21 protein-coding genes are annotated in these 23,479 nt (G+C 69.0%); 14 read left to right on the top strand and 7 right to left on the bottom strand.

Annotated elements, in window-relative coordinates:
* Positions 1-247: 247 nt before the first annotated feature.
* A complete protein-coding gene (locus ACGFSB_RS09835) occupies positions 248-1,060 on the top strand; it encodes an ABC transporter ATP-binding protein (protein WP_393396571.1) in 813 nt (270 codons plus the stop codon).
* Positions 1,057-3,390 (top strand): ABC transporter permease, encoded by a 2,334-nt coding sequence (locus ACGFSB_RS09830; RefSeq protein WP_393396569.1) that lies wholly within the window; start codon positions 1,057-1,059, stop codon positions 3,388-3,390. The genes ACGFSB_RS09835 and ACGFSB_RS09830 overlap by 4 nt, the downstream gene beginning before the upstream one ends.
* Before the next feature lie 22 nt (positions 3,391-3,412).
* Here the strand turns inward: ACGFSB_RS09830 and ACGFSB_RS09825 are convergent, their stop codons facing one another.
* Positions 3,413-4,009, bottom strand: coding sequence for a Uma2 family endonuclease (locus ACGFSB_RS09825; RefSeq protein WP_393396567.1), 597 nt, complete (start codon positions 4,007-4,009; stop codon positions 3,413-3,415).
* Between the two features lie 213 nt (positions 4,010-4,222).
* Positions 4,223-4,666, bottom strand: coding sequence for an ATP-binding protein (locus ACGFSB_RS09820; RefSeq protein WP_393396565.1), 444 nt, complete (start codon positions 4,664-4,666; stop codon positions 4,223-4,225).
* Positions 4,667-4,926: 260 nt separating this feature from the next.
* On the opposite strand from ACGFSB_RS09820, the gene ACGFSB_RS09815 reads away from it, so the two are divergent.
* Genes ACGFSB_RS09815 through ACGFSB_RS09795 form a run of 5 tightly spaced genes read left to right on the top strand, consistent with a single transcriptional unit; the run spans position 4,927 to position 6,621 of the window.
* On the top strand, positions 4,927-5,808 hold the full coding sequence (locus ACGFSB_RS09815; RefSeq protein WP_393396563.1) for a helix-turn-helix domain-containing protein: 882 nt from the start codon (positions 4,927-4,929) through the stop codon (positions 5,806-5,808).
* A 9-nt stretch (positions 5,809-5,817) separates the two neighbouring features.
* Positions 5,818-6,015 carry a DUF397 domain-containing protein gene (locus ACGFSB_RS09810; RefSeq protein ID WP_393396561.1) on the top strand — a complete coding sequence of 66 codons (198 nt, stop codon included), beginning with the start codon at positions 5,818-5,820 and terminating at the stop codon, positions 6,013-6,015.
* Positions 6,016-6,017: 2 nt separating this feature from the next.
* The gene (locus ACGFSB_RS09805) at positions 6,018-6,215 is read left to right on the top strand and encodes a DUF397 domain-containing protein (RefSeq protein WP_393396559.1); all 198 of its coding nucleotides are present in this window, start codon (positions 6,018-6,020) and stop codon (positions 6,213-6,215) included.
* Positions 6,216-6,217: 2 nt separating this feature from the next.
* The gene (locus ACGFSB_RS09800) at positions 6,218-6,421 is read left to right on the top strand and encodes a DUF397 domain-containing protein (RefSeq protein ID WP_393396557.1); all 204 of its coding nucleotides are present in this window, start codon (positions 6,218-6,220) and stop codon (positions 6,419-6,421) included.
* A 2-nt stretch (positions 6,422-6,423) separates the two neighbouring features.
* Positions 6,424-6,621, top strand: a complete 198-nt coding sequence (locus ACGFSB_RS09795; RefSeq protein ID WP_393396555.1) for a DUF397 domain-containing protein — start codon at positions 6,424-6,426, stop codon at positions 6,619-6,621.
* 330 nt (positions 6,622-6,951) lie between these two features.
* Here ACGFSB_RS09795 and ACGFSB_RS09790 read toward each other — a convergent pair whose 3' ends face one another.
* The 5 genes from ACGFSB_RS09790 to dnaK form a co-directional block, all read right to left on the bottom strand.
* A complete protein-coding gene (locus tag ACGFSB_RS09790; protein ID WP_393396553.1) occupies positions 6,952-7,455 on the bottom strand; it encodes a hypothetical protein in 504 nt (167 codons plus the stop codon).
* 94 nt (positions 7,456-7,549) lie between these two features.
* On the bottom strand, positions 7,550-7,999 hold the full coding sequence (locus tag ACGFSB_RS09785) for a heat shock protein transcriptional repressor HspR (protein WP_393396551.1): 450 nt from the start codon (positions 7,997-7,999) through the stop codon (positions 7,550-7,552).
* Position 8,000: 1 nt separating this feature from the next.
* A complete protein-coding gene (gene dnaJ, locus ACGFSB_RS09780) occupies positions 8,001-9,215 on the bottom strand; it encodes a molecular chaperone DnaJ (protein WP_393396549.1) in 1,215 nt (404 codons plus the stop codon).
* A 42-nt stretch (positions 9,216-9,257) separates the two neighbouring features.
* Positions 9,258-9,983: a nucleotide exchange factor GrpE gene (grpE, locus tag ACGFSB_RS09775; RefSeq protein ID WP_393396547.1), complete on the bottom strand. Its 726-nt coding sequence runs from the start codon at positions 9,981-9,983 to the stop codon at positions 9,258-9,260.
* Positions 9,980-11,866 (bottom strand): molecular chaperone DnaK, encoded by a 1,887-nt coding sequence (gene dnaK / locus ACGFSB_RS09770; protein ID WP_393396545.1) that lies wholly within the window; start codon positions 11,864-11,866, stop codon positions 9,980-9,982. The genes grpE and dnaK overlap by 4 nt, the downstream gene beginning before the upstream one ends.
* A 343-nt stretch (positions 11,867-12,209) precedes the next feature.
* On the opposite strand from dnaK, the gene ACGFSB_RS09765 reads away from it, so the two are divergent.
* The 7 genes from ACGFSB_RS09765 to ACGFSB_RS09735 all read left to right on the top strand — a co-directional run bounded on the left by ACGFSB_RS09765 (position 12,210) and on the right by ACGFSB_RS09735 (position 23,478).
* The gene (locus tag ACGFSB_RS09765) at positions 12,210-14,477 is read left to right on the top strand and encodes a (Fe-S)-binding protein (RefSeq protein WP_393396544.1); all 2,268 of its coding nucleotides are present in this window, start codon (positions 12,210-12,212) and stop codon (positions 14,475-14,477) included.
* A gap of 157 nt (positions 14,478-14,634) precedes the next feature.
* Entirely contained in the window at positions 14,635-15,987 is a 1,353-nt protein-coding gene (locus ACGFSB_RS09760) for an FG-GAP-like repeat-containing protein (protein ID WP_393396542.1), read from the top strand.
* A complete protein-coding gene (locus ACGFSB_RS09755) occupies positions 15,984-17,489 on the top strand; it encodes an FG-GAP repeat domain-containing protein (RefSeq protein WP_393396540.1) in 1,506 nt (501 codons plus the stop codon). Before ACGFSB_RS09760 ends, ACGFSB_RS09755 begins: the two co-directional genes overlap by 4 nt.
* Positions 17,490-17,661: 172 nt before the next feature.
* Complete coding sequence (locus tag ACGFSB_RS09750; RefSeq protein ID WP_393396538.1) at positions 17,662-19,059, top strand: FG-GAP repeat protein; 1,398 nt, start codon at positions 17,662-17,664, stop codon at positions 19,057-19,059.
* 114 nt (positions 19,060-19,173) lie between these two features.
* Positions 19,174-20,634: an FG-GAP repeat protein gene (locus tag ACGFSB_RS09745; protein WP_393396536.1), complete on the top strand. Its 1,461-nt coding sequence runs from the start codon at positions 19,174-19,176 to the stop codon at positions 20,632-20,634.
* Between the two features lie 93 nt (positions 20,635-20,727).
* A complete protein-coding gene (locus ACGFSB_RS09740; protein WP_393396534.1) occupies positions 20,728-22,239 on the top strand; it encodes an FG-GAP repeat protein in 1,512 nt (503 codons plus the stop codon).
* A gap of 231 nt (positions 22,240-22,470) precedes the next feature.
* Positions 22,471-23,478: a Yip1 family protein gene (locus ACGFSB_RS09735; protein WP_393396532.1), complete on the top strand. Its 1,008-nt coding sequence runs from the start codon at positions 22,471-22,473 to the stop codon at positions 23,476-23,478.
* Position 23,479 lies beyond the last annotated feature (1 nt).

The following is a 23,479-nucleotide window of genomic DNA, read 5'->3' as shown; positions in this document are numbered from 1 at the left end:
GACCGCAGTGGCGAGCCCTGCGCGATTCCGCTGCGCAGGACTTGCTTCTTCGAGTCGCCCTGGCCGAACGTCCCCCGCGGTCGGTCCAGGGCGACTCTCACCGACAGGTGCGGGAAGGACGACCGGCCGGGCGACGGCCGCTGAGTTCATACGCGGGGGCGGGCGAATCGACCTCGCCCGCCCCCGCGGCACTCATTGTGCACCTGCTGACCGAAGCGCACAGCCTGAGACAGCGAGGGCATCACCTATGACTACTGACGACACCGAGACGGACACCGGGCCCGGCGCGGAAGACGCCCGTGGTGCCCACGCCCCCGGACCGGCATCCCACCGCTCGGCCCACAGCTCGGCTCCCGGTGTGCGCGAACTCGTCCTGGAAATAGCTGCGTTGGATTTCACCATCCGCCAGCGCGAACTGTTCTCAGGGCTCCGCCTGACCCTGCACGCCGGTGAGTCAGTCGCCGTGATCGGTCCCAGCGGATCCGGCAAGAGCACCTTGCTCGCCTGCGTACTCGGCCTGTTGAAGCCTCACGCGGGTTCCGTCCGTGTAGCGGGTACGGAGATCACGGGACTTCGCCCCGCCCGCCTCGCCACCCTGCGCAGCCACTCCATCGGCATGGTTTTCCAGTTCGGGGAGCTACTGCCCGAACTCAGCCCGGTGGACAACGTGACCCTGGCCGCGCTGCTGTCCCGCAGCGTCAATCATCGTGACGCACGCGAGAGGGCACAGAAGCTCCTCGAAGAGCTCGGCGTCCCCGATGCCGCGACCAGTGACGAGCTGTCCGGCGGGGAACGTCAGCGCACCGCCATGGCCCGCGCACTGATCAACGAACCGAAGCTGCTCCTCGCGGACGAGCCCACCGGAGCCCTGGACGCCGAAACCCGGGACATCGCCGCGGAGTTGCTCTTCGCGCTTCCCCGGCAGCGCTCCTGCGGACTGCTCGTGGTCACTCATGACCTTGCCGTCGCCGCACGGGCCGACCGTGTCCTGCGGTTGGAGGGCGGAACGCTGATCCCCGCCTCGGCGACCGAGGAAGAGGAGGAGGTGCGTGTCCGATGAACGATGCCTCCGAGCTCCAGCCCGATAGGCGGCGGCCCGACCCCCGTCGGCCCGACACGCGACTGCCGCGTCGCCTCCTGGCCATCGGCAACGTCGCGGGGCGCCGCGCCGAAGCCGGCGGGATCCGCTTCACGGCGCTGCTCATCGCCACCGTGGTGATCGCGGTCGGCCTGGGGAGTCTCGCAGCCGTGCACGCCGCGTACGAGGGGAAGCTGCCCAAGCGGGAGGCACGCACCCCCGTTACTCAAAGCCACAGTTCGACCAGTAGCGAGGGCAGAGCAGCCGCCACGATGTGGCTCAGAGGATCCGATTCCCTTGAAGGTGAGCGGCGTTTCAGCGTCGTATACCTGTCGCCACGAACCAAGCACGCACCGCTTCCCCCCGGTGTCGATCACTGGCCGGGACCTGGCGAAGCGGTCCTCTCCCCCGCTCTGCGAAAGGCCGGAGCGGCGGAGCGCATAGACCGGCGTTACGGGAAGCTCGTGGGGACCATCGGGGAGGAAGGACTTGAGGAGCCGTCCGAGTGGCTCGCCTATGTTCGTCCGCCCCAGGGCCTCACGCCGCAGCCCCCCAATGAGACCGTCGTGGGGTTCGGTGCGAGCGCGACAGGCCAGCTCTCGCCGGGACTCGAACCCGGATCGAGCCGCGACGACGACAAACCGGAGTGGATGTTTCTCGGCCTTGTGACGGGGATGCTGCTCATCCCCGGCTTCGCTCTCCTCTTCGTGGCAGTCCGCACGGGTGCGCACACACGCGACCGCAGGACCGCGCTCGTCGCCGCGCTCGGTGGCCGGCGCTCCGACCGCGCGTTGATCGCTGTCGGTGAGGCATACCTGCCCGTGGTCCTCGGTACCGTCGCCGCGGGCGCACTCGTCGCCACCGCCATGGTGCGCGACCTGGCTGTGCCGCACACCGGCTATCTGCTCTCGTCCGCGTACCTCCGGCAGTTCGGATGGCACGCCGCCCTCGCACCGGTCGCTGCCGCTGTCGTGGTCCTCACCGCCACGGTGCTTTCGGATCAAATGCCCCGCCGGGGAGGGCGGGGAGGCCGGGGAGGGCGGGGAGGTACAAGGCCCGTCGGCATCCCGCGCCGTAGCCGTCTCTCTCGCCTCACCCCACTGTGCCCGCTGATGATCCTCCTTGCGGTACGCGGCCCCGACCTCGCCGAACCGGACTCCGCGCTCCGAGTGCTCCTGAGCTGGATCGGCATCGCGGGCACCGTCCTCACCCTGCCTGCCGCGGTGGCCAACGGCACCGCCGCGCTCGGACGGCTGCTGACCCGCTGGGCGCGGGCGCGGGGACAAGCCGGCACGCTGGTGGCGGGTCGCCGGAACAGCGTGCACCCAGGGGCCACCGCGCGCCTGGTAACCGGCGTGACCATCGCTCTGATCGTGCTCATGCAGGCCGTCGCCTGGCAGGGTCTGTTCGGCTCCCAGAGCGCGGAGGCGCAGACGTCCATGGACCGGATCGGCAGGAGTGCGCTCGCCGTCGGGACACACGGCAAGGTGTCCGCCGCCGAGATGGACTCCTTCTTCCAACGGCTGCCCCAGCGCACCAGGACCGTACTGCTCACGCCCTCCCCTCATGCCTACAACGGCCCTGCCACCCTGCACGGCAGCTGCTCAGCGCTTCAGAGTCTGCACGTGGCCTGCCCGGAAGCCGGACGTGCCCGCCTCCAACACACACCCTCGGATCCCCGCCTCCGCGAACTGGTCAAGTGGAGTGTGCACGACGGAAGTTCCCACCTGAAGGTCAACCGCGTCGACTCCGCCGCACTCGCCGAGAAGGCGGCGGCAGGCGGCGAGGACACCACCCTCGCCCTCGTGAACTCCAAGGGCGGCAGTCTCTCCGTCCCGGCCCTCAAACAGCTCTCGTACGAGGTCTTCCCCAGGGGGGCGGCTGTGCGAGCGCCCGGCGAAGGAGAACTGACGGCCGGTATCCCCAACCGTGACCAAGGCCGCTGGAGTGCGCTGTTCGGCGTGGTCGGCATCGGCGTACTCGCCCTGACGGCCGGGCTCAGCGGCATGGCCGAGTTTCTCCGTCACGGCCGGGCTCTCGCCCCTCTGTCGGTACTGACCGGCGGCTACCGCGTCTTTCGCACCAGCGCGGCCTGGTCGGTCCTGGCCCCGCTGACCCTCGCCGGCCTGGCCGGAACCGCCGTGGCGGCGATGCTGGCCGCTCCCGTCTCCAGTGACGGAGAGTCGTACATCACCCTCGGCCTGCTGCTCACGAGCACGGCCGTGGTGGTGGCCATCAGCCTCGTGATGTGGGTGTGGGCAACCTCAATCGCCAGAGGCCAGGCCAGGCGCTGGCTCCCACGCGGCGACTGACCCTGCCTGGGTCGGTGCGCCGTTACCCGCGCCGAGGCCCAGTAATTGCCTCCGTGATCACGAATCCCTTGGCCGGTCCCTCGGGGATGGTGACCTCGGTGCCGTAAGGGACGTGGTGCACGTCGTCCCAATCGGCCTTCTCGGGGCAAGGGGTCGTCAGAACGGTCACGCTGCCCCGCCCGTCGTAGTCATCGATGATCACGTACACGGGGATACGGGCGCGGGCGTACTCCCGACGCTTGCTCACCCGGACGCGGTCCTGATTGCGCCTGCCGGTCGACACGACCTCCACCACGAGGTGCACCGCCTCGGACTTGACGCCAAGGCCCTCCTCGTCCACGTACGGCGCAAGGTCCTCCGGCCCGACGAAGGCATCCGGAATCCACACCCTTCGGCCATACATCACCTTGGCGTCCTGATGGCATGCGTCCTCTCCACCGTCCAGGAACTTGTCCAGCGCCCGCCGCAAACGGTTCGCGATCTGCGCATGGCTCAGCCGAGCAGTGGGCGACACCTCGATGACTCCCTCAATGATCTCGGCGCGGTAGCCCTCAGGGAGTTCCATGGCCTTCCACGTCTGCCACAGGCCGATGTCCAGCTCGGCCCCCAAATCAGACATGGATTCGGAATCTGTCGTGGCCTCAGGCATGGTGTCGGCCCTCTCGTGTGCAAGAGCGGTCATGATGGCGCACCTCCTTTCCAGTGTGGGCTGGCGTCCTCGCGGCACAAGCAACGCGATCACGGTAAGTACGTACGGGGGCCTACCTGGGGGAACGGCTCTCCGTCACCCGATGCGGTGCGGAAGGAACGCTTCCGCATCCGCGCCGCCCCCCTAGCTCGAAAGCTCGAACCAGACCCCCTTCGCGTACCGCCCCGCCCTCTCACCCGCGACGCCCCACGCGTCAGCCGTCTCCGCGACCAGGGCAAGCCCCCGGCCCCAGCAGGCCGCCGCCCCGGCAGCCGGGTGCGCGACCACCGGCGGATCCGGGCTCTCGTCGAAGACGGTCAGGCGGAGACGCACCGGGGTCAGCCTGATGCGGAGCATCGCCGAGCCCTTGGTGTGCAAGTGGACGTTCGTGACGAGCTCCGAGGTGCAGAGTGTCGCCACCATGACCAGCTCGTCCCGTTCCAGGGAGCGAAGGATCGCCCGTACGAAGTCCCGGCAGACTTTCGGGGCGGTCGCATCACCGGGCGCGAACAGGCTGTAGTCGTACGTCAGTTGAGCCGCGCGGTGCGCTGCGCGGGGCCCGTCCGGGCAGGCGGGGGCAGGGGGCATGGCGGTTTCTCCCGTCGGGAGGGTGAGTGAGGGGGTGCCCCGCGCCGGGCGATGGCGTTGCCCTTGAGCTCCTTGCGGGGCCTTCGGGTGCCTTTCGGCTTACGGGCAGGGGGAGTTAAGCAGTTCCATTGAGTGACTGATGCCACACTCACAGTAGGGAAACAGGGCACAATTTCGCAACCTACTCTCTCGATTCGATGGACCAACTCCCTCTATCGGGGCAGACTTTGGCCACACCACTGAGGAGACACCCCTTGGGAATGCGCACCACCATCAGCGAGCGACAACGACGCCTCGGCTACGAGCTCAAGAAGCTGCGCGAGCAAGCAGACTTGTCTGCCGGAGAGGCCGCCGAGCGGATCGGCATGGGGCGTGGCCAGCTCAGCCACATCGAAGCCGGACGCACCTCAATCCTGTCGGACCGGCTACGTGACCTGTGCCGCGCACTCGGATGCGAAAGCGTGCCCTATGTCGAGGCCCTCGTTGTCATGTCTGAAGCCACTGGTAAAGGCTGGTGGAGCACCTACAAGGGGAGCATCGGTGGGGCGGCGATGAACCTCGCCGAGCTCGAAGCGGGTGCCACGTCCCTGCGGAACCACGAGACGCTGTTCATCCCCGGCCTGCTCCAGACCGAGCAGTACATCCGCACGATCTTCTCCAACCCCAAGTTGGGTGTACGCGACGTCGACGAGGCGACTTCCTTCCGCTTGGAACGGCAAGCGGTTCTGACCGCCGAGAACCCCCCGACCTTTCACGCGGTGATCCATGAGGCTGCCCTGCACATGCGATTCGGCGGCTCCAGTGTTCTACGAGAGCAACTGCTGCGCCTCGTCGAAGTCGCTCAACTACCCAACGTATCCATCCAGATCTTCCCGTTCGGAGCTGACCTGGATGCCGCGCTCACCGGGTCGTTCCTACATGCCGTCACACCTGTGCGCACGTTGAGCACGATCGTTCTCGATCATCCAGCGGGGCCGCTGTACATCGGCGATGACGAACACCTTGCCTTGTACGACACTATGTTCGACCGTCTAATGGGGAGCGCAGTCGCGCCGATCACGACAGAGCACGACACCTCTTCCAAGGAACTCGCGGTCAAGGACTCGTTGGCCCTGATCAAGCATCTGCTCTATACGCTCTAGGAGCCTCGAATGCCCCGCCTGGACTGGCAGAAGTCCTCGTTCAGCGGCGGCCCGGAGAGCAACTGCCTCTACCTGGCCACCACCACCGAGGGAACGATCCACCTCCGCGAAAGTGACACCCCTGGCATCATCCTGACTACCGACACAGCGCAACTCTCCGCGCTCTTGCGCCACATCAAGAGCTGCCCCCAGATAACCGAGGGCTGACCATGAACCTGCTCACCTGGCAGAAGTCGTCGTTCAGCGGAGGCCCACAGGGAGAGTGCCTCTACCTCGCTGCCGCCCCCGACGGCACCATCCGCCTCCGCGAAAGCGACACCCCAGCCGTCACCTTGGCTACCGCGCCCACTCAACTCGCGGCGCTCATGGGCCACATCAAGCAGAGCCCCGCACTGACGGAGGGCTAACCATGCCCATACCGGACCGGCAATGGCAGAAGTCCACGTTCAGCGGCGGCCCGGAAGGAGACTGCCTCTACCTCGCCACCGCCCCCAACAGAACAATCTGCATCCGCGAAAGCGACACCCCAGCCGTCACCTTGGCTACCGCGCCCACTCAACTCGCGGCGCTCATGGGCCACATCAGGCAGAGCCCCGCACTGACGGAGGGCTAACCATGCCCATACCGGACCGGCAATGGCAGAAGTCCACGTTCAGCGGCGGCCCCGAGGGCGAATGCCTCTACCTCGCCACCGCCCCCGGCGGAACACTCCGCCTCCGCGAAAGCGACACCCCAGCCATACAGCTGACCACCGCCCCGCCCCAGCTCTCCGCCCTCCTGCTGCACTTGAAGCGCGAGGCACCCCAACGCTGAGCCGAGCTCCTGTGTTGCCGCGTCGCGCGAAAGTCGCAATGTCACGCGGAGAGCCGGACGGCCCCGGCGCCGTGTCCACCGGTGCACCGAAGCCCTGGCTGGGCTGCCCGGCCAGGCGGGGGCGGGTGGGTGGGGACGCGGCGGCACCCCTGGACCGCCGGAAGCTGACACCCCCAGCAGTCAGGCAGGCCCAGCGCCTCAAAGCCCCCGGGCCACGGGAGGCCGAGCAGGACCCACGTCCTCAAAGCCCCCGAGCCACCGGAAGCCACGCAAAACCCACGCCCCCAAAGCCCCCGAGCCACCGGGATCCAGCACACTCCCAGAGGGCCCTCACCCCTCCGCCCACCCCCGCAGCACCCCCTCCCGCTCCCCCGCCCTCGGCGTGCCCCCCTCATGCCGCCGCCCCCACTCCGCCATCGCCGCCAGCGTGGTCCGCAGGGTTGCCTCGCCCTCCGTCATGCGGGACAGGAGGGCCAGGGAGAGGTCGTACTCCGTCTGGGAGTAGCCCGTTGCCGCCGCCGTGTAGGCCAACAGGTCCGTGTCACCCCCGGCCGTCGCGATCCGTACCGTCATCGCCGGTGCGTCGTCCGAGCCGCCGAGGCCCATCGTCAGGGCCATGTCCACCAGGACGCCCACCTGGCGCTTGAGGGACTTCACCGGGGCGTCCTCGATCGTCAGCGCGCGCACCTCGTCCCACAGCCAGAACGCCGACTGCCTGTCGCCCAGGGCCACCACGCCCTCCGGCGTCAGGCGCACCCCGGCCGCCAGGCCCGACGGCTTCGCGCCTACGTATACGTCGCCCTCGGCGATCCAGAACAGTCCCACCATGGCCATGGCGCGCGCCCCCACTTTCCCCGCAGAAAAGAAACGTAGGGGCCGGGAGGTTGCCACCTCCCGGCCCCTACATGAGCGTACGAAATCCAGAAATCTACTGCTCCGACGACCTCTTGGGTCGCCACACCACCAGCGCGCTCGCCTGCTGCACATCCTGGTACGGGACCAGGTCACGGCGGTACGACGCGTGCACCGCCGCCTCGCGCTGCTGCATCGCGGTGGCCGCCCCCTCGACCGCCGAGGCCAGTTCGGCCACCCTCGACTGCAGCGCCGCGACCTGGTGTTCCAGCTCGATGATGCGCTTGATGCCCGCGAGGTTGATGCCCTCCTCCTGCGACAACTGCTGCACCGTGCGCAGCAGTTCGATGTCGCGGGCGGAGTAGCGGCGGCCCCGGCCCGGTGTGCGGTCCGGGGAGACGAGGCCAAGGCGGTCGTACTGGCGCAGGGTCTGCGGGTGGAGGCCGCTCAGCTGGGCGGCCACCGAGATGACGTAGACCGGCGTCTCGTCGGTCAACTGGTACGGATTTCGACGACGGCCGTCCATCTCATGCTCCCTTCGCGGCCTGGAACAGTTCTGCCCGCGGATCGTCGTCCGCAGTCGCCTTGCGGTAGGACTCCAGGGCTTCCTTCGCCGAGTCGGAGAGGTCGGTCGGAACCGATACCTCCACCGTCACGAGCAAATCGCCCCGCGAACCGTCCTTGCGGACCGCGCCCTTGCCCCGCGCCCGCATCGTACGACCGTTGGGCGTGCCCGGAGGCAGCTTCAGGGTCACGGCAGGGCCGCCCAGCGTGGGGACCTTGACCTCGCCGCCCAGTGCCGCCTCCGTGAACGTCACCGGAACCGTCACCGTCAGATTGTCGCCCCTGCGGCCAAAGACCGGGTGGGTGTCGACGTGCACGACGACGTACAAGTCGCCCGCCGGGCCGCCCCGTTCACCCGGGCCGCCCTTGCCGCGCAGGCGGATGCGCTGGCCGTCCGAGACTCCTGCGGGGATCCGCACCTGCATCGTGCGTGACGACTTCGCCCTGCCAGAGCCCTTGCAGACCTCGCAGGGGTCCTGGGCGATGAGCCCACGACCCTTGCAGTCCACGCAGGGGTCCGTGAGGGAGAAACCGCCGCCGCCTCCCCGCGTGACTTGGCCCGTGCCGACGCACGTCGGGCACACGCGCGGTGTGCCGTTCTTGTCGCCGGTTCCGGAACAGGCCTTGCAGGGCGCCTGGGACGACATGCGAAGCGGGACCGTGGCCCCGTCCACCGCCTCCGTGAAGCTCAGCGTGACCTCGGACTCGATGTCCTGGCCGCGCCTTGGCTGTGTACGCGTGCCGGTGCCGCCCGCGCCCGTGCCGCCCCGGTTGAACAGGCCCCCGAAGACGTCACCAAGACCGCCCCCGAAGCCGCCCGCACCGCCGGGACCGCCCGGTCCACCGCCACCCGGGGCGCCGCCTCCGAAGAGGTCACCCAGGTCGAAGTTGAACGAACCTCCGGCGCCGCCCGCCCCAGGGCCGGGCCTGAAGCCGCCGTTGCCGAAGAGAGCACGCGCTTCGTCGTACTCCTTGCGCTTCTTGGGGTCCCCGAGGACGTCGTTCGCCTCGGAGATCTCCTTGAAGCGCTCTTCCGCCTTCGCGTTCCCCTTGTTGGCGTCCGGGTGGTTCTCGCGGGCGAGCTTCCGGTACGCCTTCTTGATCTCGGCCTCGGTGGCGTCCTTGGGGACGCCGAGAACCTTGTAGTAGTCCTTCTCGATGAAGTCCTTGGTACTCATCCCCGACGTCCCTCCTCTCGCTTCACCATCAACACCGTTACGTCAGCCCTCGTCCGGGCCACCGGTCTCCTTGTCCTCCGCCGCATCGGCGGAGGCTTCGGCGGGTTCGTCACCCTTGGCCGGCTGGGCACCCGGCTGCGGCTCGGCCACGGCCACCCGCGCGGGGCGGATGGTGCGCTCACCGATGCGGTAACCCGGCTGCAGGATCGCGACACACGTCGTCTCGGTGACGTCGGGTGCGTACGAGTGCATCAGGGCCTCGTGGATCGTCGGGTCGAAGGGCTCGCCCTCCTTGCCGAACTGCTGGAGGCCCATCTTGGCGACGACCGTCTCAAGGGCCTCCGCCACCGACTTGAACCCGCCCACCAGCTCGTCGTGCTCACGCGCGCGGCCGATGTCGTCGAGGCTCGGGAGGAGCTCGGAGAGGAGGTTCGCCGCGGCGATCTCCTTCACCGTCACCTTGTCCCGCTCCACACGACGGCGGTAGTTCTGATACTCCGCCTGGAGCCGCTGGAGGTCCGCCGTGCGCTCGCCGAGCGCCGTACGCACCTGGTCCAGCTGCGCGATCAGACCCACGTCCTGAGCGGACTGAGCCGACTGACCGGACTGGCCCTTCTTTGTACTGCTTGCTGCGTCCCCGGCCGGGGCCGCCGGGCCCTCCTCGGTGGAGGGCTCGGCGGCCTGCGGCGCCGCGTCATCAGGGGTGGCGCCGGAGGGGACGTCAGGCTGCTCGGCGTTGTCGCCGAAGCCCGGAGTCTCCTCGGTCATGCGGCGCCGCCCTTCGTGTCACCAGGCTTCTCGTCGTCGACGATCTCGGCGTCGACCACGTCGTCGTCCTTGTCCTTGGACATGTTCGGGCCCTCGCCGCCGTCAGCGCCCTCGGGACCGGGGGCAGCGCCCTCGGCACCCTGCGCGCCCTGAGCGTCCGCGTACATGGCCTGGCCCAGCTTCTGCGAGACGGCCGCGACCTTCTCGGTGGCCGTGCGGATCTCCGCCGTGTCCTCGCCCTTGAGCTTTTCCTTCAGCTCTTCGACGGCGGACTCGACCTCGGTCTTCACGTCACCCGGAACCTTGTCCGCGTTGTCCGCGAGGAACTTCTCCGTCTGGTAGACGAGCTGCTCGCCCTGGTTGCGGGACTCGGCGGCCTCGCGGCGCTTGTGGTCCTCGTCCGCGTACTGCTCGGCCTCCTGGCGCATACGGTCGACCTCGTCCTTCGGCAGCGAGGAGCCGCCGGTGACGGTCATCTTCTGCTCCTTGCCGGTGCCGAGGTCCTTGGCCGTCACGTGCATGATGCCGTTGGCGTCGATGTCGAAGGCGACCTCGATCTGCGGGACACCGCGCGGGGCGGGCGGCAGACCGGTGAGCTCGAACATTCCGAGCTTCTTGTTGTACGCCGCGATCTCGCGCTCGCCCTGGTACACCTGGATCTGGACGGACGGCTGGTTGTCCTCGGCCGTCGTGAAGATCTCGGAGCGCTTGGTCGGGATCGTGGTGTTGCGCTCGATGAGCTTCGTCATGATCCCTCCCTTGGTCTCGATACCGAGGGACAGCGGGGTGACGTCGAGGAGCAGGACGTCCTTGACCTCGCCCTTGAGGACACCGGCCTGAAGCGCGGCGCCGATGGCGACGACCTCGTCCGGGTTCACACCCTTGTTGGCGTCCTGGCCGCCGGTCAGCTCCTTGACGAGCTCCGCGACGGCGGGCATACGGGTCGAGCCACCGACGAGAACGACGTGGTCGATCTCGGAGAGCTGGATGCCCGCGTCCTTGATGACGTTGTTGAACGGGTTCTTGCACCGCTCAAGAAGGTCGGACGTGAGCTGCTGGAACTGGGCGCGCGTGAGCTTCTCGTCCAAGTGCAGCGGGCCCTCGGCGGACGCCGTGATGTACGGCAGGTTGATCGAGGTCTCCGTGGAGGACGACAGCTCGATCTTGGCCTTCTCGGCCGCCTCGCGCAGGCGCTGGAGCGCCATCTTGTCCTTGGAGAGGTCCACGCCGTGGCCGTTGTTGAACTGCTTGACCAGGTAGTCGACGACGCGCTGGTCCCAGTCGTCACCACCGAGGTGGTTGTCGCCGTTCGTGGCCTTCACCTCGACGACGCCGTCGCCGATCTCCAGGAGGGACACGTCGAAGGTGCCGCCACCGAGGTCGAAGACGAGGATCGTCTGGTCGTCCTTGTCGAGGCCGTACGCCAGAGCGGCGGCCGTCGGCTCATTGACGATGCGCAGGACGTTCAGGCCCGCGATCTCGCCGGCCTCCTTCGTCGCCTGGCGCTCCGAGTCGTTGAAGTACGCCGGGACGGTGATGACCGCGTCGGCCACCTTCTCGCCCAGGTAGGACTCCGCGTCGCGCTTCAGCTTCTGCAGGATGAACGCCGAGATCTGCTGGGGGTTGAACCCCTTCTCGTCGATGTCCACCTTCCAGTCAGTGCCCATGTGGCGCTTGACCGAACGGATGGTCCTGTCGACGTTCGTGACTGCCTGGCGCTTGGCGACCTCGCCTACCAGGACCTCACCGTTCTTCGCGAAGGCGACGACGGACGGCGTGGTCCTGGCGCCCTCGGCGTTGGTGATGACGGTGGGCTCGCCGCCTTCAAGAACGCTGACGACAGAGTTAGTCGTGCCCAGGTCGATGCCGACCGCACGTGCCATTTCGATTCCTCCAGATGTACTTCTTGAGTGGAACTGGCTCAAGGATGCATGAGCGCTTCGCTGGAGTCAACAGAGCTGAGCGTGAGGGACTCAACTCTTATCCAGCCCTTACGCGCAAGTCGGGGCCCCTCACTGAGCGCGATCCACTCGACTGCGGGTCCGCTGTGGCTGGTCGCGCAGTTCCCCGCGCCCCTTCGGGCGCCCCGACGCGGCAAGGGTCACCTGAGCAACGCAGATCACCCCCGCCCTGGCTACAGTGCGGCTGAGTAAGTGGGTAGTCTCAGACGGACTACCTAAGTTACCGCTTAGTAATAGTTCGCCTCGCAGGCCCGAGGAGCCCCAAATGCAACTCGCCGCGATCATCGTGTCGCTGGTCCTAATCGCGGTCGGCGTCGCGCTGTTCGGCCGTGCCATCGTGCAGATCGTCCAGTACATGCGGCTCGGTCAGCCGGTCCCCGCCGGCACCCGCACCGATCAGCCCGTGCAGCGCACCCTCACCGTGGCCAGGGAGTTCCTGGGCCATACGCGTATGAACCGCTGGGGCGTCGTCGGTGTCGCGCACTGGTTCGTGGCGGTGGGCTTCTACACGCTGCTCCTGACGATCGTCAACGCCATCGGCCAGCTCTTCAAGGCCGACTGGATGCTGCCGGTCATCGGCGAATGGCCGCCGTACAACATCTTCGTCGAGTTCATCGGCACGATGACGGTGGTCGGCATCCTGACCCTGATCGTCATCCGGCAGCTGAGCAACCCCGACAAGCCGGGCCGCAAGTCCCGCTTCGCGGGCTCCAAGAAGGGCCAGGGGTACTTCGTCGAGGCCGTCATCCTCATCGTCGGCGTCTGCATCTTCACGCTGCACGCCCTTGAGGGTGCCCAGCACCACGTGGACAGCTACGAGGCGTCGTTCTTCATCTCGTACCCGTTCGTCTCGTGGTTCCGGGGCATGGATCTCTCCACGCTGCAGAACCTCACGTACTTCTTCGCCATGGTGAAGATCGCGACGTCCTTCATCTGGATGATCGTCGTCGCGCTCAACACGAACATGGGTGTCGCCTGGCACCGCTTCCTCGGCTTCCCGAACATCTGGTTCAAGCGCGAGGCGGACGGCTCCACGACCCTCGGCGAGCTCCAGCCCATGACGTCCGGCGGCAAGCCGATCGACTGGGAGGACCCGGGTGAGGACGATGTCTTCGGTGTCTCCCAGGTCGAGCAGTTCTCCTGGAAGGGGCTCCTGGACTTCAGTACGTGTACCGAGTGCGGCCGCTGCCAGTCGCAGTGCCCCGCCTGGAACACCGGCAAGCCGCTCTCCCCCAAGCTCCTGATCATGTCGCTGCGCGACCACGCCCACGCCAAGGCCCCCTACCTCCTCGCCGGCGGCGGCAAAGACCTGGAAGGCAACGAAAAGGCGACAGCGGAACAGCTCAAGGACGTGCCCGCCACCGCCCTCGCGGAAGCCGAGCGGCCCCTCATCGGCACCGCCCAGGACAACGGCGTCATCGACCCCGACGTCCTGTGGTCCTGCACCAGCTGCGGCGCCTGCGTCGAACAATGCCCCGTCGACATCGAGCACATCGACCACATCGTCGACATGCGCCGCTACCAGGTCATGATCGAGAGCGCCTTCCCCTCCGAAGCCGGCACCATGCTCAAGAACCTGGAGAAGAAGGGCAACCCCTGGGGCCTCGCCAAAAAACAGCGCCTGGAATGGCTCAAGGAACTCGACTTCGAAGTCCCGGTCGTCGGCAAAGACATCGAAGACCTCACCGACATCGACTACCTCTACTGGGTCGGCTGCGCAGGCTCCCTCGAAGACCGCGCGAAGAAAACCACCAAAGCCTTCGCCGAACTCCTCAACATGGCGGGCGTCACGTTCGCCATCATGGGCGGCGACGAGAAATGCACCGGCGACTCCGCCCGCCGCCTGGGCAACGAGCCACTGTTCCAGCAGCTCGGCCAGGAAAACGTCGCCATGCTCAACATGGCCTACGGCGAGGACGACGAAGACCCCGCGACCAAGAAGCCGAAGTCCGCGAAGAAAATCGTCGCCACCTGCCCCCACTGCCTCAACACCCTCGCCAACGAATACCCCCAGCTCGGCGGCGACTACGAAGTCATCCACCACACCCAGCTGCTCCAGCACCTCATCGACGAGGGCAAACTCACCCCCGTCACCCCCGTCGAGGGCCTCATCACCTACCACGACCCCTGCTACCTGGGCCGCCACAACAAGATCTACACACCGCCGCGCGAGATCATGTCCGCCGTCCCCGGCCTGCGCCAGCAGGAAATGCACCGCCACAAGGAACGCGGCTTCTGCTGCGGCGCCGGCGGCGCCAGAATGTGGATGGAAGAACGGATCGGCAAGCGCATCAACACCGAGCGGGTCGACGAGGCACTCAGCCTCAACCCCGACATCGTCTCCACCGCCTGCCCCTTCTGCCTCGTCATGCTCACCGACTCCGTCAACGGCAAGAAAAACGACGGCGCCGCCAAGGAATCCCTCACCGTCGTAGACGTCGCACAACTCCTGCTCGACTCCGTGAAAACCCCAGCCGACCCCACCGGCGAAGCCGAGACCGCAGACGAACCAGAGCCCGAGCCGGTCAAGTAACGGCACTCGGAGTACTTCAGGCCGGTTCCGCCCTTCGGGGCGGGACCGGCCTTTCGTGTCGTACGGAAGGGGGGCATCATGTGCTGGTTGTTGTCGGGTGGGGCAGTCGGGGTGGGTGATGGTCATGCGGAGTGCCGGGATACGTGGCATACGTGGCGTGAGACAGACGAGGGGCAGCGGTGTCGTGGGTACGGCCGCCGTCCTCAGCTGCGCGCTGCTGCTCGCCGGGTGCGGCGGCAATGACGATGCGGGGAAGCCCGACGCCGAGCACCGGCCCGTCAGCATGGCGGGCAAGGCTTCGGCCCAGCAGCCTGTCCCCCGGGGCAAGGGAAGCAAGGTCGATGACGACTTCAACGGGGACGGCGCCCCCGATCTCGTACTCGATGATCTGGTGCACAGCGGTCACGGCGACGACGCGGGAATAGGTGTCGTGTACGGCAGCCGGGGCGGACTGCGGCCCGGCGCGCGGCAGTTGCTGAGCGCGCGGGCCAACGGGGCCCGCACCAAAGGTGAGTTGCCCGCGTCCTTCGAGTCCGAGGCGTCCTGCGACCTGGACAAGGACGGCTTCAGCGATCTGCTCGTGTCCACCGATCCGCCGTACGACGGCCTCGGCCAGCCGCCCGTGCCGCTACAGATCATCTTCGGCTCCCCCAAGGGCCTGACCGGCAAGGCCGTGAAGGTGAAGGTGCCCGCGCAGTCCCGCATCGGCAACGACTGGTCCGACCAACCGGTGTGCGGGGACTTCGACGGCGACGGCGGATACGACCTCGTCCTGCACGCGAGCGGCGCCCGGCTCACTTTCCTGCGCGGCCCGTTCAAGCGGACCGGTGCCCCGCGCGCCGCGGGCAAGCCGCTGACCGCGCCCGGCAACAACCTCGTCACCGGCGAGGCCACGGACGTCGACCGCGACGGCTACGACGACCTCCTCGTCCGCAAGGCCACGAACGCGTCAGGCGCCGCCACCAGCGCCCTCGTCCTCGGCGGCCCCAAGGGCCCCGCCGAGACCGGCGTGCTCTTCCCCGCGGGCACGGACATCGCGTTCGGCCGCTTCGGCAAGGGCAAGGCCACGGACGCGGCCGTCGCGGGCCCGGCCGGTGTCGCCCTGCGCTACGACGTGCCGGGCACCGGACGCGGCGCCCTTGAGGCGAAGAATGTGACGCTGGACGCGGGCGACTTCGACGGGGACGGCCTGAGCGAGCTCGTCCTGAGCGGGGGCGGCAGCGGGAGCGGGGGCGGCGCCGGTGAGGTGCGGGTCTTCAGGGGACGTACGGCGCTGCTCGACAAGAACGCGTCGGCGACTGTGATCCCCGCTGCCAAGGGCACCACGCAGGTCCTCGGCATCGCGGACTTCGACGGGGACAAGCGGGCCGATCTGGTCCTTCGTACGTATCGGGGGGACGGCGAGGACACGGTGGGGGTGTATCCGGGAGTGAAGGGCGACCTGATCGCTCGCAAGCCTCAACTGACCTTCTCCACACGGGAGTTCCTGGCCCTTGGCGACGGTTCGTGAGAACACTGCGACGCGTCGGCCTGCTGGCCCTCTGCTGTACGACTGCTCTGCTGGCCGCCGGATGCGGGGGCGCGCCGGACGGTGGCAGCGCCCGCAGCGAGGTCCGGCCTCCGCTGAAGGGCTCGCCCGCCGTCGGCAAGGCCTCGAAGGACCCCGACACCGGGGACTTCAACGGGGACGGGTTCGACGACTACGCGGTGGAGGTCGACTTCAACGGCCCGGACGCGAGCCGGGCCGACACCGAACTCGCCGTCGTCTACGGCTCCGCGAAGGGGCTCCTCACGGGGTCGTCGGTACGGGTGCCGGACGGAGAGGGCGGCGAGAGCGGCGAGAGCCCCAAGGATGGCAAGGGCGGCGGCGACGGCTTCTTCAGCGAACCGCTCCGCGCCGACCTCGACGGTGACGGCTTCACCGATCTGATCGGCTCACGCGGGGAGTACCCCGACTTCCAGACCTTCGCCCTGTTCGGCGGCGCGCGCGGTCTTTCCGCCCCGAAGAACCTCTATGTGCCGGACGGATTCCGTCCGTTGGCGGCCGGTGACTTCGACGGGGACGGGACAGTGGATCTCCTCGACGGCGGGGTCGGCACGACCGACGACGAAAGCGGTGCGGAGTGGGACCCGAGGCTGCCTGCCGAACGGGAAAGGGGTGAGGTCTTGTTCGGCCCCTTCAACCGCACCGGCACCCCCACCCGCTCCTGGGCCATGGACTTCAGCCAGCACGGCTACACCACACCGCTCGAAGCCCACACAGGTGACTTCGACGCCGACGGACGCACCGACGTCCTCCTGCCGTACACGTTCGACGCCGAGCAGGACGACCTCGCCCCCGACGATCTGACGGCGCTGGCCTACTACCGGGGTGACACCAAGGGCGGCCTGGTGCCGGGGCCCGATGTGAAGCCCGACCTGTACGACGCCATGAGCACCCTGGACGGACTGCGCGGCGTCACCGTCGCCGACGCGGACGGCGACGGCATCGACGACGTGATCGGCTCGGGCGAGGCCTCCGACCACCATGCGGGCGGGGGCAGTGACCCCGGCGAGATCACCATCATCTACGGCGCCAAGTCGGGCCTGGGCAAGGGGCGTTCGGCAAAGAAGATAGAGCAGAAGGCGTCCACCTGGGGCTTCGGCCCGAGGGTCGGCGACGTCACCGGCGACAAGGTGCCCGACCTCGTCCTCGGCGACAACGACCCGAAGGAGAGCGGCGGCGAGGTCTCCCTCCTGCCGGGCACCTCCGAAGGCCCGGACCTGGACAGCGCGCACACCGTGAGCCCGCTGACCGAGGGCCTGCCGAGCACGGGCGGCAAGCCGTACAAGTGGACGGAGTTCGGCACCGACGAGCTGCTCGACTTCAACGGGGACGGCCGCCAGGACCTGATCGTCCTCGCCGAGAAGTGGGAGAAGAAGAAGCCCGCGTTCCTCGCCTTCCGGGGGACGGAGGAAGGGCTCGATCCGGGGCAGGTGCAGTACTTCGCGCTGAACTACCTGAAGCCTTAAGCCTCAAGGTGGCTAGCCCCTCCAGGCGGCTCGCCCCTCCAGGCGGCTCGCCCCTCCAGGGCGGGGGCCCTCGTTCACCGGCCGGACACCGCCCCACCCCCATCGCACAACCATTCGTACACCTCACCTGTCACACCCCGGGAAAGCAATTCCCCACTCCCGGGAGCCCCACGTGCGCGTACGAACCCTGGCCATCGCCGCGAGTGTCGCGGCCCTCGGCGTCGCAGGCCTCACGCTGCCCTTCGCGGGCACGGCGAGCGCCGCGTCGACGCTCAAGGACGACTACAACGGCGACGGCTACCGAGACCTCGCGGTCGGTACGCCCGGCTCCAACTCCGTGACGGTGACGTTCGGTTCGGCATCAGGCGTGTCCGAAGGACGCTCCGTCACCGTCAGCCAGAACACGGCCGGAGTCCCCGGAGTCACCGAGGCGGAGGACGAGTTCGGCGAGAACATCACCAGCGGTGACGTGAACGACGACGGCTTCGCCGACCTGATCGTCGGTGCCCCCGGTGAGAAGGTGACGGGCAAGCCCTCCGGCTCCGTCACCGTCATCAAGGGCGGCAAGAACGGCTTCACCGGCGGCAGCTACGTCGTGAACGCGCCGAGCGACACGGCAGGCCGCTTCGGCGAGGCCACCGCCTGGACCGACCTCGACTACGACGGATCGCCCCAGCTGGCCGTGATCAGCGGCGACAACTGGTGGTTCTACGGCGGCAGCGGAGAGGGCGACACCCACCCGGTCGGCCTTGAGGTCGACTTCCTGCCCGACGGCGTCCGCCTCGACGGCATGGTCACCGGCAACTTCAAGTACAAGGACGGCGACAGCTTCGTCCTGTACGGCGAGCGCGCGGACGGCGGCGCCTACACCGCCCACATGAACGGTGGCGTCGGCGACTACGGCTACGAGGCCGAGCTGATCGGCGAGGGAGACGACCCGACGGCGACGCGCGACGCGGCCACCGCCGGTGATGTCGACGGCGACGGCTACGCCGACCTGATCACCGGCAACTCCCATGACGGGAAGGGCGGTTCGGTGACCGTGCGGTTCGGCGGCGATCGCAAGTTCGGCTCCCCGGTGACGTACAACCAGGACAGCGCGGGAGTACCGGGCGCCGACGAGGCGGACGACCGCTTCGGCGCCTCCGTCTCCGCGGGTGACGTGACCGGCGACGGCCTCCCCGACCTCGCGGTGGGCGCGCCCGGCGAGACGGTCGGCACGGTGGCCGGGACCGGCAGCGTCACGCTCCTCAAGTCCTCCGCGGGCGCCTTCACCTCGGGCAAGGCCTGGCATCAGGAGACCGCGGGCGTGCCGGGCGTCGCCGAGGAAGGCGACCACTTCGGTACGACCGTCCGCCTCAAGGACATCAACAAGAACGGCAAGGCGGACCTGGCCACCGGCGCGACCGGCGAGGACATCGGCACGACGCGGGACGTCGGCGCCGTGTGGGTCCTGCGCGGCACGTCGACGGGTCTGACGTCGTCCTACGCGGCTTCCTTCAACGGCTCGGACTTCGGAATCGGCGGCGCTGGCGGCGCGGGCGCGGGCTTCGGCAGGACGCTGCGCTGATCGTTCCGGTCCACCAATCGGACCGCCAATAGGACCGCCAGTCGGTCTGTCAATCGGTCTGTCAATCGGTCCGTCAACCCCCCATATCCCATGATCCAGTTGGAGATGACGCAAGTGGCCACGCACACACGCAAACCCCTCCGCAACAAGGTCCTCGCGGCGAGCGCGCTCTGTGCCGCGACCGTGCTCGGCGTCGCGGGCCTGACGGCGGGCGGCGCAACCGCCGCCGAGCCCGCCGAACCGACGGCCGACTACAACGGCGACGGCTACGCGGACCTCGCGGTCGGCGTGCCCGGCGCGACGGTGGGCGGCAAGGCCAAGGCCGGATACGTGAATGTGGTCTGGGGCGGCAAGTCCGGCCTGGGCAAGCACGGTGCGACCACGGTCAGCCAGGTTACACCGGGCGTGCCCGGCACGGTGGAGGCGGGCGACGGGTTCGGCAAGGCCGTCGAGTCGGACGACATGAACGGCGACGGCTACAGCGACCTGGTCGTCGGCGCACCCGACGAGGACAACGACGCGGGCCTGTCCGCGGGCACCGTCGCCGTGGTGTGGGGCTCGGCCGACGGCTTCAAGGGCGGCTTCACCGCGGCCAACGGAGGCTACAGCGACAGCAGTTACGGCGCGCTCCTCGCCACGGGAGACTTCGACAAGGACGGCGACAAGGACATCGCCCTCAACTCCCACTTCGACGAGAGCAGTTCGGTCATGATGCGGCCGGGCCCCTTCACGGCGGGGTCGCCCGCCGAACTGTCCCGGGTCGAAGGCTGGCACTTCGCCGGACCTGCCGCGCTCGCCGCCGGTGACTTCGACGGGGACGGCGGGGACGACCTCGCGATCTCGTACGACGGGATGGAGATCAGCGGTACGACGGTGAAGAGCCGCGATGCCGGTACGGGCGAGTGGAAGGAGACCTGGTCCACGGCCGACAGCACCGACACCGCGCTCGCGACCGGTGACTTCGACGGCGACGGCACGGCGGATCTGGCGATCGGCGACGTCAAGCCCAATCCGGAGGCGGAGGGCACGAACTGCGAGGACCGCCTCGGCGGGGCCATCCTCACGGTCTACGGCAAGAAGGGCACCACGCTGGGCGGCGCCGCCTCCTGCACGACACAGAGCGGTCCGCAGGTCGGCGGCAGCGCGGAGTCCGGAGACCATTTCGGGGCGCACCTCGCGACCGTCGACACCGACCAGGACGGCCGCGACGAGTTGATCGCGGGCGCCGACGCGGAGGCGGTGGGCACCGCCAAGAACGCGGGCTCGTACTGGTTCCTCGCCTCGACCGGCACGGGCACGAGCCTCGCCGGGCCTGCCTTCAGCCAGAACTCCGCGGGAGTGGCAGGCACGGCGGAGGCGGGCGACCGCCTCGGCGCGGCGGTGGCCGCCGGCGACTACAACGGCGACGGCCTCCCGGATGTCGCCACGGGCGCGCCCGGCGAGGACGCGAAGTCGGGGGGTGTCTGGTACGCCCCGACGCCTACGGACGGCCCGTACCCGCCGGTGGTCTCGGTGACTCCCGGGAAGCTGGGGCTGTCGGGGGCGAGCGGGTACGGGGCGGTGCTGAGCCGCTAGCGCGGCGCGGCGAAGCCGGTGATCAACGGTACGCACGAGCACACACGCACACCCGCACACCCGCACACCAACCAACGAACCCCAGGAGCCCCCATGCCAAAGCGCACCCGCACCCGCACCCGCACCCACACCCGCACCCACAGACCCGGCCGTCTGGTCGCGGCGACCGCCGCTGCCGCGGCCCTGACAGGCGGACTCCTCACCCTCACGGCAACCTCCGCGACCGCGGCCCCCACCGCGGCGCAGCCCGGCGGCGCCGACTTCAACGGCGACGGCTACGCCGACCTCGCCGTCGGCGTGCCCAGCGGCACCGTCGGCGGGAAAGCCAAGGCCGGATACGTGAGCGTCGTGTTCGGCGGCCAGCACGGTCCGGGCCCGCACGGCGTCAGACGCATCACTCAGGCCACCGTCGAGGTGCCAGGCACCCCGGAGTCCGGTGACCGCTTCGGGGGCTCTGTCACCACCGCGCACGTGGACGACGACAAGTACGCCGACCTCGTCATCGGCGCCCCCGGCGAGGACATCGACGCCAAGACCGACGCGGGCTCCGTCACCGTCCTGTACGGCACCGGCGACGGCTTCGCCCAGGCCAACACCGCCGCCCGCGGCGCGAAGTCCGGCGACGCGTACGGAAACGCGCTCGCCGCCGCCGACTTCACCGGCGACACGGACGTCGACCTCGCGATCGGCGGCAAGGACCAGGTCGTCGCCAACTACAACCCGTACACCGCCGACACTCAGCCGCTCATGGCCGACCGCATGGGCGGCCGCGCCCCCGTCCTGACGACCGGCGACTTCGACACCGACGGCCTCCCCGACCTCGCCCTCGCCTACTACACGAAGGGCCAGCCCTACACCCAGTCCCACCTCCGCCTCTACGGCTGGAACAAGGACGAGGGCTCCATGCTCAACTTCTGGAACAACTCCAACGGCGCCGCGAACGCCCTCGCGTCCGGTGACTTCGACGGCGACGGCTACGACGACCTCGCCGTCGGCAACTGCCGCGAGATCGCCGACGAGAACATCGACGACCCGTGCGGCCCTGAGGAGCTCGCCAAGGGCGGCGCCGTCCACATCCGCTTCGGCGGCGCCAACGGCAGCTTCGGCTGGGAGCAGCAGACGTTCAACCAGGACACCGCCGGGATGCCCGGCGTCGCCGAGACCGGTGACGGCTTCGGCGACGCACTCGCCGTGGCGGACATCGACGCCGACGGCCACGACGACCTGATCGCGGGCGCCCCCGGCGAGGCCATCGGCAGCGCGGCGAAGGCGGGCAGCGTCACCGTCCTGAAGGGCGGCGAGATGGGCCTGCTCGACCCGGCGGGCGCGGCGAACAAGGGAACGGTCGCGTTCCAGCAGAACTCCCCCGGCATCCTGGGCGTCGCTCAGGCGGGTGACCTGTTCGGTGGCGCGCTCGCCTTCGGTGATCACAACGGCGACGGCCGCCCGGACCTCTCCGTGGCCGCACCCGGCGAGAACTCCTCGGCGGGCGGCGTATGGGACCTGCCGGGCGCCGCGGCCGGCGGTTCGGTCGTCACCCCCAACTCCCTCGGCCTGCCCGCCTCTTCCGACCCGCTGGCGTATGGGGCTGTGCTCGGGAAGTAGCGAGTCCCTGACGACATCGGTGACACCGGCGCGACACCGGCGACGTCCCTGGGCCCCAGGGGCTCTGGGGCTCTGGGGCTCTGGGGCTCTGGGGCTCTGGGGCTCTGGGGCTCTGGGGCTCTGGGGATAACCCCTCAGGGTCCCCCTAAGGGTTGTCACAGGTCAGCGGCAAAGCCTCTCTCCTCCCGAGGACGGACGACCCCGGCCCTCCAGACCAGGTACGTTCGATTCGTGGCTGGATTCAGGATCGGACGCGGCCGGGACAACCGCACCCCGCAAGCACGCCCCCAACAACGACCGCGGCAGGAGCCGTACGGGCAGCAGGCCCCCCAGGGCAGGCAGCAGCCGTACGGCTACCCTCAGGCGCCCCCTCAGCAGCAGTACGGCGGACAGCCGCCGTACGGCCAAGGAGGCCAGGGCGGCGGTCAAGGCGGCGGCCAGGGCGGTTACGGCGGGCAGCAGTGGCCGCAGGCGGGCGGCAACCAGGGACATCACGGCGAGCCGGAGTACTTCGGCGGACCGGGCGACCCGGGGCAGGGAGGCGGGCCCCATGGCGGTCACGGGGGCCAGGGCGGCCAGGGCGGCTTCGATCCCTACGCCGCCAACAATCCCGGTCACACCCAGGCCTTCTCCATCAACGACGACCGGTACAACCAGGGCGACACGTACCGCGCCGGTCAGGCCCCCGCACCGATGGGGCCCCGCCTGCACTGGAAGGACCTTCTGCGCGGCATCGTGCTGCGCCCGGGTCCGACCTTCCTCCAGATGCGGGACTACGCGATGTGGGCCCCCGCCCTCATCGTCACGTTCCTCTACGGCCTCCTGGCGATCTTCGGCTTCGACGGCGCCCGCGAGGACGCCATCAACGCCACGCTCTCGACGGCCGTCCCGTACGTCCTGACCACGGCCGTGGCGATCACGATCAGTGCCTTCATCCTCGGCGTGGTCACGCACACCCTCGCCCGCCAGCTCGGCGGCGACGGCGCCTGGCAGCCGACGGTCGGCCTGTCCATGCTGATCATGTCGCTCACGGACGCGCCCCGCGTGGTCGTCGCGATGTTCCTCGGCGGCGGCCAGCCCTTCGTCCAGCTGCTCGGCTGGGTGACCTGGGTGGCGGCGGGCGCGCTGCTCACGGCGATGGTGAGCAAGTCGCACGACCTGCCGTGGCCGAAGGCGCTGGGCGCGGCGTCGATCCAGTTGCTCGCGCTGCTCGCGATCATCAAGCTGGGCACGTTCTAGC

Origin of the sequence: Streptomyces sp. NPDC048441, from assembly GCF_043200235.1 — a bacterium.
Taxonomy (GTDB): Bacteria; Actinomycetota; Actinomycetes; order Streptomycetales; family Streptomycetaceae; genus Streptomyces.
The sequence above is the reverse complement of the archived record's forward strand: the minus strand, read 5'-3'. Positions and strand labels throughout refer to the sequence as shown.

What these genes read in the sequence shown, in the direction of transcription:
- ACGFSB_RS09835 (WP_393396571.1), top strand. Translation starts at nt 248, where the DNA reads ATGACTACTGACGACACCGAGACGGACACCGGGCCCGGCGCGGAAGAC.
- ACGFSB_RS09830 (WP_393396569.1), top strand. Translation starts at nt 1,057, where the DNA reads ATGAACGATGCCTCCGAGCTCCAGCCCGATAGGCGGCGGCCCGACCCC.
- ACGFSB_RS09825 (WP_393396567.1), bottom strand. Translation starts at nt 4,009, where the DNA reads ATGTCTGATTTGGGGGCCGAGCTGGACATCGGCCTGTGGCAGACGTGG.
- ACGFSB_RS09820 (WP_393396565.1), bottom strand. Translation starts at nt 4,666, where the DNA reads ATGCCCCCTGCCCCCGCCTGCCCGGACGGGCCCCGCGCAGCGCACCGC.
- ACGFSB_RS09815 (WP_393396563.1), top strand. Translation starts at nt 4,927, where the DNA reads ATGCGCACCACCATCAGCGAGCGACAACGACGCCTCGGCTACGAGCTC.
- ACGFSB_RS09810 (WP_393396561.1), top strand. Translation starts at nt 5,818, where the DNA reads ATGCCCCGCCTGGACTGGCAGAAGTCCTCGTTCAGCGGCGGCCCGGAG.
- ACGFSB_RS09805 (WP_393396559.1), top strand. Translation starts at nt 6,018, where the DNA reads ATGAACCTGCTCACCTGGCAGAAGTCGTCGTTCAGCGGAGGCCCACAG.
- ACGFSB_RS09800 (WP_393396557.1), top strand. Translation starts at nt 6,218, where the DNA reads ATGCCCATACCGGACCGGCAATGGCAGAAGTCCACGTTCAGCGGCGGC.
- ACGFSB_RS09795 (WP_393396555.1), top strand. Translation starts at nt 6,424, where the DNA reads ATGCCCATACCGGACCGGCAATGGCAGAAGTCCACGTTCAGCGGCGGC.
- ACGFSB_RS09790 (WP_393396553.1), bottom strand. Translation starts at nt 7,455, where the DNA reads ATGGCCATGGTGGGACTGTTCTGGATCGCCGAGGGCGACGTATACGTA.
- ACGFSB_RS09785 (WP_393396551.1), bottom strand. Translation starts at nt 7,999, where the DNA reads ATGGACGGCCGTCGTCGAAATCCGTACCAGTTGACCGACGAGACGCCG.
- dnaJ (WP_393396549.1), bottom strand. Translation starts at nt 9,215, where the DNA reads ATGAGTACCAAGGACTTCATCGAGAAGGACTACTACAAGGTTCTCGGC.
- grpE (WP_393396547.1), bottom strand. Translation starts at nt 9,983, where the DNA reads ATGACCGAGGAGACTCCGGGCTTCGGCGACAACGCCGAGCAGCCTGAC.
- dnaK (WP_393396545.1), bottom strand. Translation starts at nt 11,866, where the DNA reads ATGGCACGTGCGGTCGGCATCGACCTGGGCACGACTAACTCTGTCGTC.
- ACGFSB_RS09765 (WP_393396544.1), top strand. Translation starts at nt 12,210, where the DNA reads ATGCAACTCGCCGCGATCATCGTGTCGCTGGTCCTAATCGCGGTCGGC.
- ACGFSB_RS09740 (WP_393396534.1), top strand. Translation starts at nt 20,728, where the DNA reads ATGCCAAAGCGCACCCGCACCCGCACCCGCACCCACACCCGCACCCAC.